At 72.5% G+C, this 18,009-nt stretch carries 17 protein-coding genes; 11 read left to right on the forward strand and 6 right to left on the reverse strand.

Going from position 1 to position 18,009, the window contains the following annotated elements; all coding sequences use genetic code 11:
- Positions 1-96 precede the first annotated feature (96 nt).
- The gene (locus ABD844_RS34990; protein ID WP_344887485.1) at positions 97-330 is read left to right on the forward strand and encodes a hypothetical protein; all 234 of its coding nucleotides are present in this window, start codon (positions 97-99) and stop codon (positions 328-330) included.
- 273 nt (positions 331-603) lie between these two features.
- Positions 604-2,073: a hypothetical protein gene (locus ABD844_RS34995; protein WP_344887488.1), complete on the forward strand. Its 1,470-nt coding sequence runs from the start codon at positions 604-606 to the stop codon at positions 2,071-2,073.
- A gap of 128 nt (positions 2,074-2,201) precedes the next feature.
- Here the strand turns inward: ABD844_RS34995 and ABD844_RS35000 are convergent, their stop codons facing one another.
- From ABD844_RS35000 to ABD844_RS35010, 3 genes are all read right to left on the reverse strand, one after another.
- Positions 2,202-2,663, reverse strand: a complete 462-nt coding sequence (locus tag ABD844_RS35000; protein ID WP_344887491.1) for a hypothetical protein — start codon at positions 2,661-2,663, stop codon at positions 2,202-2,204.
- A gap of 112 nt (positions 2,664-2,775) precedes the next feature.
- Positions 2,776-3,633, reverse strand: a complete 858-nt coding sequence (locus ABD844_RS35005; protein ID WP_344887494.1) for an aldo/keto reductase — start codon at positions 3,631-3,633, stop codon at positions 2,776-2,778.
- A gap of 174 nt (positions 3,634-3,807) precedes the next feature.
- Positions 3,808-4,755 carry a LysR family transcriptional regulator gene (locus ABD844_RS35010; RefSeq protein WP_344887497.1) on the reverse strand — a complete coding sequence of 316 codons (948 nt, stop codon included), beginning with the start codon at positions 4,753-4,755 and terminating at the stop codon, positions 3,808-3,810.
- Positions 4,756-4,864: 109 nt separating this feature from the next.
- Between ABD844_RS35010 and dnaE the strand changes: the two genes are divergently transcribed.
- From dnaE to ABD844_RS35030, 4 genes are read left to right on the forward strand one after another with little or no spacing between them, the layout of a single operon-like run.
- Entirely contained in the window at positions 4,865-8,407 is a 3,543-nt protein-coding gene (dnaE, locus tag ABD844_RS35015; RefSeq protein ID WP_344887500.1) for a DNA polymerase III subunit alpha, read from the forward strand.
- On the forward strand, positions 8,404-8,718 hold the full coding sequence (locus ABD844_RS35020) for a DUF6300 family protein (protein ID WP_344887503.1): 315 nt from the start codon (positions 8,404-8,406) through the stop codon (positions 8,716-8,718). The genes dnaE and ABD844_RS35020 overlap by 4 nt, the downstream gene beginning before the upstream one ends.
- Positions 8,719-8,761: 43 nt before the next feature.
- Positions 8,762-9,340 carry a TetR/AcrR family transcriptional regulator gene (locus ABD844_RS35025; protein ID WP_344887506.1) on the forward strand — a complete coding sequence of 193 codons (579 nt, stop codon included), beginning with the start codon at positions 8,762-8,764 and terminating at the stop codon, positions 9,338-9,340.
- Position 9,341: 1 nt separating this feature from the next.
- Positions 9,342-9,734, forward strand: a complete 393-nt coding sequence (locus ABD844_RS35030; protein WP_344887509.1) for a tautomerase family protein — start codon at positions 9,342-9,344, stop codon at positions 9,732-9,734.
- 78 nt (positions 9,735-9,812) lie between these two features.
- Here ABD844_RS35030 and ABD844_RS35035 read toward each other — a convergent pair whose 3' ends face one another.
- Entirely contained in the window at positions 9,813-10,769 is a 957-nt protein-coding gene (locus tag ABD844_RS35035) for a TauD/TfdA dioxygenase family protein (RefSeq protein WP_344887512.1), read from the reverse strand.
- Positions 10,770-10,833: 64 nt separating this feature from the next.
- Entirely contained in the window at positions 10,834-10,914 is an 81-nt protein-coding gene (locus ABD844_RS53380; RefSeq protein WP_425568713.1) for a putative leader peptide, read from the reverse strand.
- 183 nt (positions 10,915-11,097) lie between these two features.
- On the opposite strand from ABD844_RS53380, the gene ABD844_RS35040 reads away from it, so the two are divergent.
- The 5 genes from ABD844_RS35040 (at position 11,098) to ABD844_RS35060 (ending at position 16,730) form a co-directional block, all read left to right on the forward strand.
- Positions 11,098-12,456, forward strand: a complete 1,359-nt coding sequence (locus ABD844_RS35040) for a sensor histidine kinase (RefSeq protein WP_344887515.1) — start codon at positions 11,098-11,100, stop codon at positions 12,454-12,456.
- Between the two features lie 152 nt (positions 12,457-12,608).
- A complete protein-coding gene (locus tag ABD844_RS35045; RefSeq protein ID WP_344887518.1) occupies positions 12,609-13,541 on the forward strand; it encodes an aminoglycoside phosphotransferase family protein in 933 nt (310 codons plus the stop codon).
- 130 nt (positions 13,542-13,671) lie between these two features.
- Entirely contained in the window at positions 13,672-15,483 is a 1,812-nt protein-coding gene (locus tag ABD844_RS35050) for an MFS transporter (protein ID WP_344887523.1), read from the forward strand.
- Between the two features lie 268 nt (positions 15,484-15,751).
- Positions 15,752-15,994 carry a hypothetical protein gene (locus ABD844_RS35055; RefSeq protein ID WP_344887526.1) on the forward strand — a complete coding sequence of 81 codons (243 nt, stop codon included), beginning with the start codon at positions 15,752-15,754 and terminating at the stop codon, positions 15,992-15,994.
- A gap of 169 nt (positions 15,995-16,163) precedes the next feature.
- Positions 16,164-16,730, forward strand: a complete 567-nt coding sequence (locus tag ABD844_RS35060) for a GNAT family N-acetyltransferase (RefSeq protein WP_344887529.1) — start codon at positions 16,164-16,166, stop codon at positions 16,728-16,730.
- On the opposite strand, the gene ABD844_RS35065 is transcribed toward ABD844_RS35060, so the two are convergent.
- Positions 16,672-17,958 (reverse strand): alpha/beta hydrolase family protein, encoded by a 1,287-nt coding sequence (locus ABD844_RS35065; protein ID WP_344887532.1) that lies wholly within the window; start codon positions 17,956-17,958, stop codon positions 16,672-16,674. The genes ABD844_RS35060 and ABD844_RS35065 overlap by 59 nt on opposite strands.
- Positions 17,959-18,009: the final 51 nt, after the last annotated feature.

Below are 18,009 nucleotides of genomic sequence, written 5' to 3' on the forward strand. Positions count from 1 at the left end.
ACCTGCCCACACGGACTGCAGGCCGGCAAGGGCTGCGTCGCCTGCTACCACGCCTGCGCCGACGCAGACCCGGCGTTGCCGTTGTGGAGGATCGCGGTGTGGTTCACCTCGGAGCGGCCGATGCCGATCAGGGCACTGAAGGACGTCCGCCGCCATGGCCGCCACCTCGCGCTCGACCAGCCGTCCACACCTCTGGTGTACCTCCTCAGCGGACAGGCGCGGGCCGCCACGGGCACCGAAGCGGTCGCGGGGCTGGTCGGGTTCCTCCTGGACAACCGGCACGTCGTTGACGCGTTCACCGTGACGGAGATCCGCGCGGTCCCCTCCTGACGAGCGCCGGGTCGAGCGCGTCGCCACCACCGTGGTAGGTGGTCGCGCGTCAGCCGTTCGTTCGTGGCAGAGTGGGCGCTTGGGTGGGATTCGCGCATGAACGGGGAGTGAAGGGCCGCTCCGTGAGAAGATCGAGATCATGATTGGACTGCCTGGCTCAAGCCGCCGGGGCGCTCCCGCCCGCACGACGGCCACCTGCACCTCTGTGACGCCCATGCCTGTGACGGGCACGGCTGCGGCTACGGTGGGGGCGGGTAGGGTCGAGTGCTGAGCATGCCCCGAACCGACGACGCCTCCGCTCCGGATTCCGCCGTGAGGGCTCGGGGCGCGTCCTTAGTGGCCGACGAACGCCAGGCCCCGGATCGGCTCATCCCGGCGACCCCCGAGGACGTCCTGTCCGACCAGGTTCTTCCCGCCCTGGGACACGGCGACCCGGCCGAGGCGAACCCGGTTCACGGCGATCCGGTTGGAGCCTTCCAGGCCGAGCGCGACGCGGCCGGGAGTCACCCGGCCGACGGCCACCCGGGCGAGGGCGCAGGCAGAGCGCCCGCCCACAGGTCCACCTCTCGCACGATCACCTCCCGGACGGCGACCGCCGACCAGGCGCCCACCCGAGCGGAGGCGGCCGGGGTGACGGCGGCAGGGGTGAAGTCCACCAGTGTGCAGGCGAGCGGTGCGAACGCGGATGGTGTGAAGGTGGACGGGGTCGTCGCGGGTGGGCCGGAGGGTGCGGTGAAGGCGGCAGGGTCGGCGATCGGCGAGCCGGAGGGCGGCGACCCTGAGGGCGGCGGGCCCGGGGCCGGGAGCGTGGGGCGGATCGGCGGGTTGCTGCCGCGTCGGCGGCCCGGTGACGGAGGGGAGGCGTCGGGGGACGATGTCGACCTGGTCGACGCCCTGGCCCCGACGACCCACCGCACGGTGGCCGACTGGCTGGCCGAGAGGTCGTCGGCGGCCACCCGGCAGGCGCGGCTGCAGGTGCTGGCCGCGTTCCTGCGCTGGCTGCGGGCCACCGAACCGGCGCTCGACCTGCTCGCCGTCACCGGCGCCCACCTCGACGCCTACTGCGACGGGGCGCTCGCCGGGACCCTCATCACCGGAGTACGCACCCCCGGCAGGCCACTCGCCAAGACGACCGTGTCCAGGAAACGCGCCGTCCTGTCGTCCTTCTACACCTTCGCCTGGCGTAGCGGCGCGGTACGGCACGACCTCACCGACCCCGGCCCGGCCGCCCTCACCCGGAAGGAACGGCTGCTGCTGCGCCGGGGCATCGCCCGGCTGGCCGCCGACGGCAGGGCCGCCGAGGCCGCCGCCGTCGCGCTGCTGGACGCCACCGGCGCGCCCCCGGCGTCCCTGGCCGGGCTGACCCTGCAAGACCTGCGCGCGGTGGTGGACGGCGAGCCCGCCATCGTCACCGTGCACAACAGCCGCGGCGACCTCGTCGCCTTTCCGATACCGCCGCTGGCCCGCCCCCTGCTGGTGGAGAGGTACGGCGCGGGGACCGCCGGAGAGCCGCTGATCAGGCGGCCTGACGGTCAGCCCGTGGACGCGCGCTGGCTCGGCGCCGCGCTCACGCAGGCCGCCCTGGCCGGCGGCCTGCCCCGGCGGCGGGCCGAACTGCTGGATCCGCAGATGTTGCGGGCCGCCACCGCCACCGAACTCATCCGCGACCGGGCGGCCCGCCCCAAGACGGCCCAGTCCAGGACGGTTCAGCCCAAGGCCGCCCAGTCCAAGACCGCGACCTGACCCGGCCCGGCCCGGCCCGGCCGTTCGGCCTGGCCGGGCTCCAGGATCCCCGATCCGGCGGCGTGGATCCTCGCGCGGTGGCGAGGCCGGGCGGGCCTCGCCGTGCCGTCACGCGTTCCCGTCCGGCCTCAGGGCGACTTGTACTCGACCGCCTTGCCGCAGTAGCCGATCCCGACCGGGGTGTTGCTGTACCGGCACACCTGGACGACCACCCGGTCGATCGTCCTGACCCCGCTCGCGTCCGACAGGTCGAAGGCCAGCTCGACCGTCCCGTCGTCCGCCTTGGCCACCTCGGAGTCGACGAGGGACGCGCCGTGGTAGGCGTGGAAGACCGCCTGGGAGTGCATCTGGTCGGGCGCGCAGACGGAGGTGGCGGGGTCGTCGGCGAGGGTGCCCTTGACCTGGACGGCGGGGCGGATGACGGGCCCTTCCACCCAGTCGAGCGTTCCCTCCGTGACGCCGCGGCGGCACTGGTCGCCGGAGTCGGCGGCGAAGTCCACCGCCGCCGCCTGGGCCGCCACGACGGGCTGGGCGGCCATCAGACCCGCGGTGAGGACGGCGCCCAGTGCCAGCCGGGTACGTAAGCGCATGGCAACTGCCTTTCGTGTGGGAGATCCGGTCCCTCATCGTCGTCCACGCGCGCGACCTTGTCAGCCCGTCAGCCGGGATTGTCAGCCCGGCCCGTCGTGCGACCCGCGTGCCTCAGCCGAGGCGGGCCAGCTCCTCCTCGGTCAGTTCGAGACCGGCCGCGGCGACGGAGTCGAGGATGGTCTCGGGACGGCTGGCGCCCGGGATCGGTACGACCACCGGGCTGCGGGCCAGCTCCCAGGCCAGGCACACCTGCTGCGGCGAGACCCCGCGAGCCGCCGCGATCTCGGCGAAGGCCGCGTTGTGCCCGCTCAGCTCCCCGGTACGCCCGATGCCGCCCAGCGGCGACCACGGCAGGAACGCCAGCCCCAGCTCGGCGCAGACGTCGATCTCCGGCTCGCTGGAGCGGAAGCGCGGGGAGTACTCGTTCTGGACGCTGACCAGGCGGTCGCCCAGGATGCCGTGGGCGAGCCTGATCTGCTCGGGATTGGCGTTCGAGATGCCGGCCATCTGGATCTTGCCGGCGTCGTGCAGGTCCTTCAGCGCCCCGATCGTCTCCTCGTAGGGCACGTCCGGGTCGGGACGGTGGTGCTGGTAGAGGCCGATGCTGTCGACGCCGAGCGCCTTCAGCGACCGGTCGCACGCGCTCTTCAGGTACGCGGGCCTGCCGTCCCGGTCCCAGCCGCCGCCGGGCGTGCGGGTGTGCCCGCCCTTGGTCGCGACGAGCACGGCGCCGACGTCGCCGGACCACAGGGACAGGGCCCGGGCCACGATCCGCTCGTTGTGGCCGACGTCCTGGTGGGAGGGCGAATACGCGTCGGCGGTGTCGATCAGGGTCACACCGGCGTCGAGGGCCGCGTGGATCGTGCGGATCGACTGTGCCTCGTCCGGCATGTGGTCGGCCACCGACATGGGCATGGCCCCGAGTCCGATGGCCCCGACCCTGCGGTTTCCGATCGTGCGCGTTGTCATGGCGTTCTGCATGGAGCCAGCTTGACCGCTGGAGTGTGCTCCAGGTCAAACCGAGAGCGTCGATCCGGGAGCGTCCACCCGAAAACCGGCCAGAGTACAAGCGCGGTCAGCGGGCGATGCGGGCCAGGTGGTTACGCAGGACGCCGAGAGCCTCGTCTCGTCGAGCGCGAGGTCTCAGGCGGCGGGAGTCAGGAAGGCGGCGCGGTCGGGCTCCGGTAGCCACTGCAGCCGCGGGTCGTACGGGCGGAACCCGTCGGCGATGAACTGGACGAGCCGCGCCAGCACCGGGTGGTGGTTCTGGCGGTGGCACAGCAGCGAGCACGGGTAGACGGGGACGGGCGCGACGACGGGGATCTGCACCGTACGCGGATGCCAGGGCACCCGGCACCGTTCGCCCACGAACCCGATGCGGCCGCCGGAGCCGACCTCGGACACGAACCACTCCCAGCCGAAGTCGGGCCCGGAGTCGTCGATCCGCAGGTCGAAGGCGGCCCCGAGGAGCCGGTAGTAGTCGCGCCACTCGCTGCCCGGGGCGTTGCCCGGCATCCAGATCGTCGCGCCCGACAGGCGTTCGAGCTCCACCTGCGCCAGCCCGGCGAGGGGGTGGTCGCGGCCGACCAGCAGGTGCACCGGTTCGAGGTAGGCGGGCACGTGCCGGAGGTCCTCGTCCAGCGCGCCGCGCACGCGGGCGAAGGCGGCGTCGACCGAGCCGCCGGAGAGCGTGCCGAGGGCGGACCTGAGCCCGTTGGAGGTGACGACCTCGACGTCCGCGTCGGTCGCGCCCTGGTGGAAGGCCCGCACCAGGTCGACGGCGACCAGCCGGGTGTCCAGCACGTCGACCCGCAGCGAGCGGCGCCGCCCGCGCAGCGCCTCGAGCGCCTGGTCGCCCAGGCCGACGAGGGCGCGCGCGTAGTGCAGGAACGCCCGGCCGTCGGAGGTGAGGTCGGCCCCGTTGCGGGTGCGGAAGAACAGCCGCAGGCCGAGGTCGGACTCCAGCTTCGCGACGCGCTTGGAGACGGCCTGCTGGCTGATCCCCAGCCGGGCCGCAGCCTCGCTGAAGTATCGGTCTTCCGTGACGGCCACGAAGGCCCGGACCGCGCCGAGGTCCAGATCTGCGGTCACATCCGATGGTTGTGCCGTGGCGGCGTGTCGATTGTTGGACAACCCCACCTGCTCTCGGGTCGAATTACGCGGGCCGGTCCCAGAGCCTACAACCAGGGGGAGTGATCAGGTGGGGTCCTTCGTGCACCTGCACGTGCACACCGAGTACAGCATGCTCGACGGCGCCGCCAAGGTGGGCCGCCTCATGGACGAGGTGTCGCGGCAGGGCATGCCGGCCGTGGCGATGAGCGACCACGGCAACGTGCACGGGGCGTACGAGTTCTACCAGACGGCGCGCAAGGCCGGGGTGAAGCCGATCATCGGCATCGAGAGCTACGTCGCCCCGGCCTCCCGCCACCACCGCCGGCCCGTGTTCTACAGCGACAACCTGGCCCTGCGCCGCTCCAACGACGACACCGGCGAGGGCGGCGACGTCTCGGGACGCGGGCTGTACACGCACATGACCATGTGGGCGGCCGACGCCGAGGGGCTGCGGAACCTGTTCCGGCTGCAGTCGCGGGCCTGGCTGGAGGGACACGTCCAGAAATATCCGCGCATGGACGATGAGTTGTTCGCCGAGCACGGCCGGGGGATCATCGCCACCACCGGCTGCCCCTCCGGCGAGGTGCAGACCCGGCTCCGCCTCGGCCAGTACGACCGCGCCGTCGAGGCCGCCGCCCGCTACCGCGACCTGTTCGGCCCCGGCAACTACTACCTGGAGCTGATGGACCACGGCCTGGCCATCGAGCGCCGCGTCCGCGAGGACCTGCTCAGGCTGGGCCGGCACCTCGGGCTGCCGCCGCTGGCCACCAACGACTCCCACTACGTCACCGAGGGCCAGGCCCAGGCCCACGACGCGCTGCTGTGCGTGGGCACCGGCAAGCGCCTGGCCGACGCCGACCGGTTCCGCTTCAGCGGCAGCGGCTACTACGTCAAGCCCGCCGGGGAGATGCGCGCCCTGTGGGACGCCGAGGTGCCCGGCGCCTGCGACAACACCCTGCTCATCGCCGAGCGCGTCGGCGACTACGGCGAGGTGTTCGCCCACCGCGACCTGACGCCGCGCTTCCCCGTGCCGGAAGGGGAGAGCGAGTCGAGCTGGCTGCGCAAGGAGACCCTCGACGGCGCCCGCCACCGCTACGGCGCCCCGCCGCCGCGCGAGGTGCTCGACCGCATCGACTACGAGCTGTCGGTCATCGACGCCATGGGCTTCCCCGGTTACTTCCTGGTCGTCGCCGACATCTGCCGCCACGCCCGCGAGCGCGGCATCGGGCTCGGCCCCGGCCGCGGCTCGGCCACCGGCTCGATCGTCGCGTACTGCACGGGCATCACCCAGCTCGACCCGATCGAGCACAAGCTCATCTTCGAACGCTTCCTCAACCCCGAGCGCATCACCATGCCCGACGTGGACCTCGACTTCGACGACCGGCGGCGCGACGAGATGATCGACTACGTCACCCGCAAGTACGGCGACGACCGCGTCTGCCAGATCGTCACGTTCAGCACGATCAAGGCCAAGGCCGCGGTCAAGGACTCCTGCCGGGTGCTCGGCCTGCCGTACGCGCTCGGCGACCGCATCACCAAGGCGTTCCCCGCGGCGGCCGGCGGCAAGGAGATCCCGCTGTCGGCCATCCACGACCCCGGCCATCCGCGCCACGGCGAGGCCGCCGAGCTGCGCGCCATGTACGAGCAGGACCCCGACGTCAAACGGGTGATCGACACCGCGGTCGGCATCGAGGGCCTGACCCGGGGCACCGGCATCCACGCCGCCGGCGTGATCCTGTCCAGCGCGCCGCTGATCGACGTGATCCCGCTGGCCAGGCCCAAGGCCGACGGCCCGGTGGTGACCGGTTTCCCCTTCACCCAGGCCGAGGACATGGGCCTGCTCAAGATGGACTTCCTGGGGCTGCGCAACCTGACCGTCATCGGCGACGCCGTCGCCAACGTCCGCGCCAACAAGGGCGTCGAGATCGACATCCTCGACGTGCCGCTGGACGACGCCACCACGTACGAACTGCTGGCGCGCGGCGACACGCTCGGCGTCTTCCAGCTCGACGGCGGCGGCATGCGCACCCTGCTGCGGCTCATGCAGCCCACCACGTTCACCGACATCGCGGCCGTGAACGCGCTCTACCGGCCAGGCCCGATGGAGATGAACGCCCACACCAACTACGCGCTGCGCAAGACCGGCAAGCAGCCGGTCGAGCCGATCCACCCCGAGCTGGCCGCGGTCCTGGAGCCCATCCTGGGCGACACCTACCACCTGGTCGTCTTCCAGGAGCAGGTCATGGCCATCGCCCAGCACCTGGCGGGCTACTCGCTCGGCGCCGCCGACATGCTGCGCCGGGCCATGGGCAAGAAGAAGAAGGAGGTGCTGGACGCCGAGTGGGACCGGTTCGAGGCGGGCATGCGCGAGGGCGGCTTCTCCGGCGAGGCGATCAAGGCCGTCTGGGACGTGCTCGTGCCCTTCAGCGGCTACGGCTTCAACAAGTCGCACACGGCCGGGTACGGCCTGGTCTCGTACTGGACGGCCTACCTCAAGGCCAACCACCCCTGCGAATACCTGGCGGCGCTGCTCACCTCGGTGCGGGACGACAAGGACAAGATGGCCGTCTACCTGTCCGACTGCCGGCGGCTGGGCATCAAGGTGCTGCCGCCCGACGTCAACGCCAGCCAGAAGGACTTCGCCGCCGTCGGCTCCGACATCCGCTTCGGCCTGGGCGCCGTACGCAATGTCGGGGGCGGGGTGGTCGAGGCGATCGTGGCCGCCCGGGAGGCCAGGGGCGCCTACACGAGCTTCCACGACTTCCTGGCCAAGGTGCCGACCGTCGTCTGCAACAAGCGGGTCATCGAGTCGCTGGCCAAGTCGGGCGCGTTCGACGGGCTGGGCCACCACCGCAAGGCCCTGGTGACGGTGCACGAGCCGGCCGTGGACGCGGTCGTCGACGTCAAGCGCAACGAGGCGTACGGCCAGGACTCGTTGTTCGGGGAGGCGGGCCACGGCGCGGAGCCGTCGATCACGATCCCGGAGGGGGAGTGGGACAAGGCCACCCTGCTGACCTTCGAGCGCGAGATGCTCGGCCTGTACGTCTCCGGCCACCCGCTCGACGGCGCGGAGCGCGTCCTCGACGCCCACCGCGACACCACGATCGCCGAACTGCTGGCCTCCGGGCGGCAGGACGGCCCGGCCCGCGTCAGCGGCATCGTCTCCGGCCTGCAACGCAAGGTCACCAAGCAGGGCAGCCCCTGGGCGATCGTCACGCTGGAGGACCACGACGCCTCGGTGGAGTGCCTGATCTTCCCCAAGACGTACGCGCTGTGCGGCGAGGCGCTGGCGGAGGACCGGGTGATCTCGGTACGGGGGCGGGTCAACGTCCGCGACGAGACGATGAGCGTCTACGGCGAGGAGATCACCGTGCTCGACGTGCTGCGGGGCGACGCCGAGCCGCCCGTGGTGATCTCGGTCAGGGAGAGCCAGGTGAACGCGCGCCTGGTGCGGGAGTTCAAGCACATCCTGACCACCCACCCCGGACGCGCGCCCGTGCACCTGCGCCTGTACCGGCGCGGCGCCAGGAGCCTGCTGGTGGACCTGGTGCCCTTCCAGGTCACCCCGGAGGCGGCCTTCTACGGCGACGTCAAGGCCCTGCTCGGCGCGGACGCGATCGGCGGGGCATGATCGAGCCGTGTCCGCGCTGCCGTACCGGTGAGGTGCTCGCCGTGCTGCGCCTGCCGTACACCTGGTCGAACGCCGCGGGCCGGCGGGTCCGGGTCATGAGCGAGATCGCCGTGTGCGGCCGGTGCGACGCGGGCGACCCCGTCACCGGGCCGATCGTGGCGTACTTCGCGGTGCACGGGTCGGCGCGGCCGGAGCACCTGGCTCCGCTCGCCCGGCTGCTGCGCCGCTGGGCCGAACGGGCCCGCCCGCCGCGCCCCGACCTGGACGCGCTCGCGGCCGAGGCCGAGGCGTGGTACCGCGGCGAGCTGTGACCCGCGCCGGGCTCCCGATTCTGTACCTACTAGTATGTCTAGTATGTCCAGAATGGACGCGAGGGAGCGGCTCATCGAGAGCACCCGCGAGCTGCTGTGGGAACGCGGCTACGTGGGCACGAGCCCGAAGGCCATCCAGCGGCGCGCGGGCGCCGGGCAGGGCAGCATGTACCACCACTTCCACGGCAAACCCGATCTGGCGCTGGCCGCGATCACCCGCAGCGCGGAGGAGCTGCGCGACCGGGCGGAGGCCGCGTTCACCGGTCCCGGCGGCGCGGCCGAGCGGGTGGCCGCCTACCTGCGGCGCGAACGCGACGCGCTGAAGGGCTGCCCGGTCGGCCGCCTCACCCAGGACCCCGACGTGATGGCCGATCCCGGCCTGCGGCGGCCGGTCGAGGAGACGTTCGCCTGGCTGACCGGCCGGCTGGCCGGGCTGCTGGCCCAGGGCCGCGCCGCAGGTGAGCTCGACGCCCGGCTCGACCCCGCCGCGACCGCCGCCGCGCTGGTCGCGATGGTGCAGGGCGGCTACGTCCTGGCTCGCGCCGCCGGCGACCCCGAGGCTTACGCCAGGGCCGTCGAGGGCGCACTCGCCCTGCTGACCCGTACGTCCGAGAGGAACTGACATGCCCTTCGTCCGCATCGACGCCCTCAGGGCCGACGCCGACCGGCTCGCCGCGCTCGGCCGCGCCGTGCACGACGCCCTGGTCGAGACCGTCGGCATCCCGCCCGACGACCTCTTCCAGGTCCTCACCGCCCACGACGGCACCCACGGCACCCTGAGGTACGGAACCTTCCCCGGCGTGGACCGTGACGACGACCTCGTGTACGTCGCGATCACCCTGCGCAGGGGCCGCACCCCGGCGCAGAAGCAGGCGCTCTACCGGCGCATCGCGGAGCTGGCCCTCGACTACGCCGGCACCGAACCGCGCAACGTGTTCGTCTTCCTGACCGAGAACGAGTCGATCGACTGGTCCTTCGGCCACGGAACGGCCCAGTACGCCATCTCCTCCATTTGACCCTTCTGTCCCGGGTGGGACGTTCGCAGGGTGTGCGGGCGGGCACCCCCAGTCCCGCCCGCACGTTCTCGGGGCTCGTCAGGCGACGACGAGCGACTCGGCCCTGAACTCGCGGCCGGCCACGATCTCGGAGACGAAGCCGTCGGGGCCGACCGGGCGGTCACCGATCAGGGTGACCCGGTGCAGGGTCCGCTGGACGTCGAGGTGGTCGAGGTCCGACGGGGCCAGGTGAGCGGTGGCCCGGTTGTCCCAGAAGGCGACGCTGCCGGGCTGCCACCGGAAGCGGACGGTGTACTCGGGGCGGGTGATCTGCTCGTACAGCAGGTCGAGCAGGCGCCTGCTCTCTGGGGCGGACAGCCCGACGACGCGGTCGGTGAAGCCGGGGTTGACGAACAGCGCGCGCTCGCCGGTCTCGGGGTGCACCCGCACCACGGGGTGCACGGAGACCAGCAGGTTGTCGTTGACCCGCTTGACGAGCTTGTCGTCGTCCTGGCCGGGCTGGTATCCGGCGAGGAAGCGGTGCTCGGCGCGCAGGCCGTCCACGAAGGACCGCAGCGGCGCCGACAGCCCCTCGTACGCGGCGACCAGGTTGGTCCACGTCGTGTCGCCGCCGAACTCCGGCACGGTCTCGGCCCGCAGGATCGAGGCCGCCGGAGGGTTGACGGCCGCGGTGACGTCGGTGTGCCAGCCGGAGTTGTAGGAGTAGCGCCGCCTGCGCTGGAGCTGCCGGTAGTCGGCGCCGTAGCGCTGCTCGTAGCGGCGCGGGTCGATGGTGAGGATCTGCGGGTGGTCCTCCGGCGGGGCGTCCTCGTGCGGGTGGGCGTGGGTCAGCTCGCCGAACTGGCGGGCGAAGGCGATCTGGGCGCCGTGGTCGAGGGTCTGGCCGCGGAAGAAGACCACCTTGTGGACGAGCAGGGCCTGGCGGATCTCCGCCACGGTCGTGGGGTCGAGCGGGTGGGCGAGGTCGATGCCGGTGATCTCGGCGCCGATGTGCCCGGCCACGCGGTTGACGGTCAGAATGCTGGTCGTGGGCATGCTGAAGCGCTCCTGAGGTCGAGGAGTGTGAATAGGGGAGACACGGGGGGCGGGACCGGTCAGGTCACCGCCCGGCACACAGCGCGCTCGCCTGCCGTCTGAGATCGACGTGGAGCCGAGCGACCAGAAGTTCGCTGCTCTTCACAGCTCAGATCTTCCGCAGAATTCCCTACAAATGCAATAGGAAAACTAGGAATTTCTGCGTGACCTCGGTCATCGCACCGCAATGGATTCCTTGCGGGCTCATGGGTTCCTCGTGAACCCGTGGTTGGAAGCATATGAACTGAAGCAAGTGTGACGACTGGCGTGACCGGTCGGGGAGGTGATGATGCCTCTGTATCCCCGCCGGCTCTCGGTCCATGGGCGCCTCACGCTGGCTACCGCGATCCTGTCGCTGATCGTTCTGACGGCGGTCGCAGTCGTCGTGGACGTGCTGGTCCGCGACAGAGTCAGGCAAGAGACCTACCGGAGTACGGAGAAGGCGGCGATCGAGTGGATCGGCGCCATGGGGACAGCGATGCCGACGACCGCGACCACGTCGGAGGTCGACTTCCTCCAGCTCGTCGACGCCATGGGGAACGTGGTCGCGGCCAACCCCGCCGCCGCCGGCCGTCCGCCCATCAGCACGCTGTGGCCCTCGTCCGACAACCGGATCCAGCACGGGAGGTCGTGCAGCGTGGGCGAGTGCGTGCTGTTCACCGCCACCAGGCCGTCGCCCGAGGAGGAGGAGCTGCTGTGGGGCGGCGCCTCCCACGTGGTGTACTCGGGCCGGACCGAGCCCGCCGTCCTGGGCACGGGGCGGCTGGAGCTGGGCCTGGCCGCCGGAGTGCTCGCCGCCACCGCCCTGGTGAGCGGCACGGCCACGTTCCTCATCCGGCGGACGCTGCGCCCGGTGGAGGAGATGCGGACGAGGATCGCCGAGATCACGCTCACCGACCTGGGCCTGCGGGTGCGGGCCCCGCCCGGCCGGGACTCGATCGCGCTGCTGGCCCACACCGCCAACGACACCCTGTCACGCCTGGAGGAGGCGGTCGAGCAGCAGCGCCACTATGCCTCGATGGTCTCGCACGAGCTGCGTACGCCGCTGACCGGCCTGCTCACCCGGCTGGAGGAGGCGCTTGCGTACCCCGACGTCGATCTCCGCGCCACCGTCCAGGACGCGCTGGCCAGCGCGGAACGCTTCCAGACGATCATCGACGCGATGCTCATGCTCGCCCAGGTGCGCACCGCCACCCCGGAGTGCCGGGAGCGGGTGGACCTGAGCGCGCTCGTACGCGACGAGGTGGCGTGCCGCGGGGCCGAGCCGATGATCCGGGCCCGGGTCGAGGACGACCTCCAGGTCATGGGCAACCGGGTCCAGCTCGCGGAGGTGCTGACGAACCTGCTGGTCAACGCCCAGCGGCACGCCCGCACCCGCGTCGAGGTCACCGTACGGCACTCGGACGGCCAGGCCGTGGTCACCGTGGCGGACGACGGGAAGGGCGTCGCGCCGCAGGACCGCGAGCGGGTGTTCGAGGCGTTCGTCCGGCTGGACGAGGCGCGCGATCGCGACCCCGGCGGGAGCGGGCTGGGCCTGGCCATCTCCCGGGCGATCGCCCATGCCCACCACGGCACGCTCACCATGGAGGACGCGCCGCGCGGCGCCACGTTCGCGCTGCGGCTGCCGCTGCCGGAGCACGGTGGCTGACACGCGCCTCGTGATGGAGCCTTTGACCTTCCGCCGTTCGCCCGTCGCCCCGGTCGGCTCGACGGCAGGGCGGCCTGAGGCATCGGGTGCTCCGCGGACCGGATACCCTCACGATCTCCGCCCTTTCTCCCGCGACCTGGAGTCACCTCCGCATGAACGACCGCGAGTCCACCCTCGTGCCCGCCGAAGTCCCCACGGGCGCGCCCGACGGCGTTCCCGCGGAGCTGCTGGAGATCGCCGACGCGCTCGTGCCCGGCGCGTCGCTGGACCGGGCGCGGCTGGCTCACGGCGGGATTCACGATGTCGTGCTGCTTCCGGGCGTGGCGGCCGTACGGGTGGCGCGGCGACCGTCCGGAGCGCGGGCCATGCCCGGGCGGATCGAGATCCTGCGGGCGGTCGGCGCGGCCGGTCCGCCGTTCGCGGTGCCCGAGCCGCTGACGCCCGTGACGACGTTCGGGGAGCGTACGGCCGTGGCCGTCTCCTGGATCGACGGCGCGGGGCTGCCCGAGGGCGAGGGCGACCCCGACCGGATCGCCGGTCTGCTCGCCGCCCTCCGCGAGCTGCCCGTCACTCCTGAGCTGCGCGCCCTGCTGCCCACCCCCCGTGCCCACGACGGGCACTGGGCTCGCGTGCTGGCCGACGACGTCCTGCCCCGGCTGCCGGACGAGTGGCGGCCCGAGGCCGAACGGCGGCTGGAGGCGGCGATGGCCCTGGAGACGGTGCCCGACGTGCTCGTCCACGGCGACCTCGTCGCCGACAACGTGCACTGGGGCGAGGACGGCGAACTCATCGGCGTGCTCGACTGGGACCGGGCCCACCTGTTCGACCCGGCGGTCGACGCCGCCATGATGGGCTGGCACGGCTGGCACAACCTACGGGCTGCCGTGGACGCGGACACCTACCGGCGGGCCCGCGTCTGGGACCGGTTGTTCGGCATCAACCTCCTGGGCGCGGTCTTCATCCTCGGCGGCGAGCCCCTGTCCTCCGTGGACAGCTACGTCGAGCACATCGTCGCCTGGCTGGACGAGTACGTCGGCCGGGACGGCGAGCCCACTCCGACAGCAGCCGCTCCGGGCCGCGCCTGACCGAGCACGCGGAGCAGACGCCTCGTGCGGGTCCCCTCATCCCGGCCGCGAGTGTGCATGATGCACATGTTGTGCATGAAGCACAACGGGAGTATGGTGCATTCGGACTTTTAATAAAATTGGGGGATAAATGGTGCATTCCGCGCCCCGTGAGGGCTCCGGCCGCGGGATCGCCGGTGTGCTGGCCGTGGCCGGCATCGTCGCCGCACTCATGCAGACCCTCGTCGTGCCGCTGGTCGGCGAGCTGCCCCGGCTGCTCGACGCCGACGCCGCCGACACCTCGTGGGTGATCACCGTGACGCTGCTGGTGGGCGCGGTCGCCACGCCGGTCGTCGGCAAGCTCGGCGACCTCTACGGCAAGCGCCGCATGATGCTCGCCTGCGCCGTCCCGCTGGTCGCGGGCTCGGTCGTGTGCGCGCTGGCCGGTTCGCTGCTCCCGATGATCGTCGGACGCGGCCTGCAGGGGCTGGGCGTGGGCATGATCCCCCTCGGTGTGAGCGCGCTGCGCGACCTGCTGCCCCCCGGCCGGGTCGGACCGGCGATCGCCCTGATGAGCTCGTCCCTGGGGATCGGCGGCGCGCTCGGGCTGCCGCTCTCGGCCGCCGTCGCCGAACACGCGGACTGGCGGGTGCTCTTCTGGGGCTCGGCCGCCCTCAGCCTGCTCGTCGGCCTGCTGATCTGGCTGCTGGTGCCCGCCACGCCCGCCGCGGCCCGTGGCCGTCTGGACGTCATCGGCGCGATCGGCCTGGGCGTGGCGCTGGTCTGCCTGCTGCTGGGCGTGTCCAAGGGCGGCGAGTGGGGCTGGGGGAGCGGCACCACCCTGGGACTGCTCGGCGCCGCCGTGGTCATCGCGCTGCTGTGGGCCCTGTACGAGCTGCGCGTCCGCGACCCGCTGGTCGACCTGCGCACCACCGCCCGGCCCCAGGTGCTCTTCACCAACCTGGCCTCGATCCTCGTCGGCTTCTCCATGTACGCCCAGTCGCTGGTCGTCATCCAGCTCCTGCAACTGCCCGAGGCCACCGGGTACGGGCTGGGCCAGTCGATGCTGGCCGCCGGGCTGTGGCTGGCCCCGGCCGGGCTGACGATGATGGCCGTCTCCTCCGTCGGCGCCCGGCTGTCGGCCGCCCGCGGGCCCAGGACGAGCCTGTTCCTGGGCGCGCTGATCATCGCGCTGGGCTACGGGGCCTCACTGGGCCTGATGGACTGGGCCTGGGGCCTGGCGATCGCCACCTGCGTCGCGAACGTCGGCGTCGGCCTCGCGTACGGCGCCATGCCCGCGCTGATCATGGGCGCCGTGCCGCGTACCGTGACCGCCTCCGCCAACAGCTTCAACACGCTGATGCGCTCCATCGGCACCTCCATGTCGGCCGCGGTGATCGGTGTCGTGCTGTCCCAGATGACGGTGACGGTGGGCGGGCACGCGCTCCCGTCGGAGTCCGGCTTCCGTACGGCCCTGTTGATCGGATGCGGCGTCGCCCTGCTGGCGGCCCTGGTGACACTGGCCCTGCCCAGAACCCAGGCGGCCGCCGAACCGGAACGCCCCGAGCCCGCACCGGCCCCGGCCCTCGCCGCCCCGGTCGCTGTCGCCCCGGCTGCTGTCGCCTCGGCCGCTGCCGTCCGGGCCCCCGAGCCCGCGCGGGTCTGGCCTCCCGTGGGGGAGCGCGCCGAGACGGCCCGTCCCGGCGTTCCGGCGACCGTACACGTGCGCGCCATCGGCCACGAGGAGCTGGGGCCCTGGGAGGACGCCTTCCGCCCCCACGACCACCAACCCCCCGCCACCCACCAGACTCCGACCGGCCAGCCCGGGGCCGAAGGGCGAGAACTGCTCCGGCTCCGCCAGGAGAACACCGCACTACGCCAGGAGAACGCCGAACTGCGCAGGGAACTGGACACCCTGCTGGGCGGCGTGAGCACCTGGGTCAAGAACCTCGCGGAACGCTGAGCCCGGGAAACCGGACGGCCGCCCAACCGACCGCAGGAAACCGGACTCCCGCGCAACCGACCGCAGGAAACCGGACCCCCGTGGCCGCGACGCCTGCCCACGGCCATGAACGCGACCCGGCGGCGTGTCCCCGGCGAGGCGCGCAGGGCGGCGGCACGCCCGAATCTCCATGCCGCTGCGCCCGAATCCCGGCGCCGCTGCGGGCATCCCGCGTCCGGCGGGTTTTACGTAGTGAATTCACCGTCAAAAACTATCGATATCTACGGATATGTCCTATTTCGAGTGGATTTATGCGTTAATGTCTGAATCGACGGCGCTATTGATGGGGGGAACCCATGAACGGAGCGCTTGGTTTCCAGGAAAGTGGGGGCTGCGGACGTCGACGCTGGCGTCGCGGCCGCTGTCGCCGGCGCAGGCGGTGGTGGGGCGGCCCCTGGGGAGGCGGCTGGGGTTGATGGTGACGACCCCGACGAAGCTGCGGGTCGCGGTGTTCTTCGCTTCGCACGCATGATTCACACCCGTTGGCGGTGCGACGCGGAGCCGCCGCGGCCCGCGCCCATTTCCCCGGTTTCAAGCGAGCGCTCGGCTCTCGATGGTGACGAGCATCCCCCTGATCCGCTTTTGTCGGTCGCCCCGGGCCGTCGGCCAGGCGCTCGGGGCGGGCGCATAGGCTTGCCGGCGTGCACATTCGCGACAGGGCGCAAATGGACCTCGACGCCTGTGTCGAGGCCCTCGCGCAGGTCCAGGCCGTCGACCGTTACCCCGTGCACTGGCCGGACGACCCCGGCGGCTGGCTGACCCCCGACGACCTGGTCGGGGCATGGGTCGCGGTCGAGCCGACGCCCGAGGTGACGGGCCCGGCGCGGGCCTGGTCCACGGGCGAGGCCACCGGCCAGGGTCCGGATGAGGTGGTGGGCAGTGCGGTGGCCGTGCTCGGTCATGTGGCGCTGACCCGTGACATGGAGGTCACCCGCCTCTTCGTCGTCCCCGCCGCCCGGGGGCGCGGTGTGGCCGCCCGGCTGCTGGACACCGTTCGCGCGGCGGCCGGAGCCCCGCTCAGGCTGGAGGTCTCGTCCGAGGGGACCGACGCCATCAGGTTCTACGAACGCTCCGGCTGGCGCAGGATCGGCAGCACCCGCGCCACCTGGCTGAACGCGGCCGGCGAGCCCGCCCTGCTGCACCGCTACGTCAGCCCCGCTCCCCGGCCCTCTGAGCCTCCCCGCGGGGCGACGTCAGCCAGTCGGTGAGGTCGCCGACCACGGCCGGGTCGACGTGTTGCGGCGCCTGGTAGCCGGAGGGGGTGGACGGTCCTGAGCCGGGGAAGAACAGGTGGTCGTCGGCGTCGTACACGCGGATGGTGACGCCGGGGCGGCCGGCCAGGCCCTTGCGCCACAGGGCCAGGTCGTCGGCCACGGTGACCTGGTAGTCGCGTGCTCCCTGGAGGATGAGCATCGGCTTGCCCAGCGCCGCGGCGGCGGCCACGGAGTCGTAGTCGCGCAGTTCCAGCCAGTACGCCGCCGGGTACCCGAACGGCAGTTCGGCGGCGGGCGTGTCGGCCGACAGGCCGGGGCCGTCGATCAGGGCGGCCTGCCGCCGTATCGTCTCGACGGCGTCGGCGGGGAGCGCGCCGATCGAGGCCAGATGGCGCACGACGCGTACGGCGGCCCGGTGCATCGGCTCGGCGTCACCCGCCAGCAGCGCCAGCCCGGCCACGGACGGCTCGGCGGCGGCGACCATGGGCGCGACCTTGCCGCCCATGCTGTGCCCGGCGACGTACACCCGCCGGGCGTCCACGGCCGGATGGCCCTGGAGGAGGCGTACGGCGGCGACGGCGTGCGGCACGTACTCCGCGCTCATGGTGAGATCGCCCCGGGCGGCCACCTGCTCGGCGTGGGCGTACGTCACCTTGTCGAAGCGCAGCACCGCCACACCCCCGCAGGCCAGCCCCCAGGCCAGATCCTTGAGCGGCTTGTTCGGGCCGAAGGTGGCGTCCCGGTCGAACGGCCCGCCCCCGCTGAGCAGCACCACCCCCGGGCCCGCGCCGGGCCCGCGCGGCAGGCTCAACGTCCCCGGGACGGCCAGTGGCCCGGAGCCCACGACGACCTCCTCCTCGTCGAACGTGCCGGGCGGGGCGTACGGGGGCGGCGTCCATTCGGCGTCGGGCCCGTGGGCGAGCCGCAGCCCGTGCAGCAGGCCCGTCGCGTCGACCGACATGACCACCGTCAGCCCGCCCCGCTCGCCGGTCACCGGCACGCCCACCCGGACCAGCCCGCCCGCGGGCGTCTCGCAGACCGGTGCGCCGACCGCGGAGACCGGGCCCGTCTCAGAGAGCCCTCCCTCCCATCCGGCGCGCAGCGTCTTTGCGGACGCCACCGCGCGCAGCGGCGGCGCCAGCATCCGCTCGACGTCCGCGAACCGCCCGTCCCTTAACAGCTCGACCACCCTCGCGGCGACCGCCGCCGGTTCCGCATCCATCGCCCTCCACCTTTCTCGTGATAGTAGAACGGTAGCATGTCACGAGAATGG

Source organism: Nonomuraea antimicrobica (genome assembly GCF_039536965.1).
Taxonomy (GTDB): domain Bacteria; phylum Actinomycetota; class Actinomycetes; order Streptosporangiales; family Streptosporangiaceae; genus Nonomuraea; species Nonomuraea antimicrobica.

Bases quoted from the DNA above. Each gene is read 5' to 3' on its own strand.
- ABD844_RS35050 (WP_344887523.1), top strand. From the start codon at position 13,672: ATGGTGCATTCCGCGCCCCGTGAGGGCTCCGGCCGCGGGATCGCCGGT.
- ABD844_RS35000 (WP_344887491.1), bottom strand. From the start codon at position 2,663: ATGCGCTTACGTACCCGGCTGGCACTGGGCGCCGTCCTCACCGCGGGT.
- ABD844_RS35045 (WP_344887518.1), top strand. From the start codon at position 12,609: ATGAACGACCGCGAGTCCACCCTCGTGCCCGCCGAAGTCCCCACGGGC.
- ABD844_RS35025 (WP_344887506.1), top strand. From the start codon at position 8,762: ATGTCCAGAATGGACGCGAGGGAGCGGCTCATCGAGAGCACCCGCGAG.
- ABD844_RS35065 (WP_344887532.1), bottom strand. From the start codon at position 17,958: ATGGATGCGGAACCGGCGGCGGTCGCCGCGAGGGTGGTCGAGCTGTTA.
- ABD844_RS35055 (WP_344887526.1), top strand. From the start codon at position 15,752: ATGTCCTATTTCGAGTGGATTTATGCGTTAATGTCTGAATCGACGGCG.
- ABD844_RS35030 (WP_344887509.1), top strand. From the start codon at position 9,342: ATGCCCTTCGTCCGCATCGACGCCCTCAGGGCCGACGCCGACCGGCTC.
- ABD844_RS34995 (WP_344887488.1), top strand. From the start codon at position 604: ATGCCCCGAACCGACGACGCCTCCGCTCCGGATTCCGCCGTGAGGGCT.
- ABD844_RS35035 (WP_344887512.1), bottom strand. From the start codon at position 10,769: ATGCCCACGACCAGCATTCTGACCGTCAACCGCGTGGCCGGGCACATC.
- ABD844_RS35005 (WP_344887494.1), bottom strand. From the start codon at position 3,633: ATGACAACGCGCACGATCGGAAACCGCAGGGTCGGGGCCATCGGACTC.
- ABD844_RS35020 (WP_344887503.1), top strand. From the start codon at position 8,404: ATGATCGAGCCGTGTCCGCGCTGCCGTACCGGTGAGGTGCTCGCCGTG.
- ABD844_RS35040 (WP_344887515.1), top strand. From the start codon at position 11,098: ATGCCTCTGTATCCCCGCCGGCTCTCGGTCCATGGGCGCCTCACGCTG.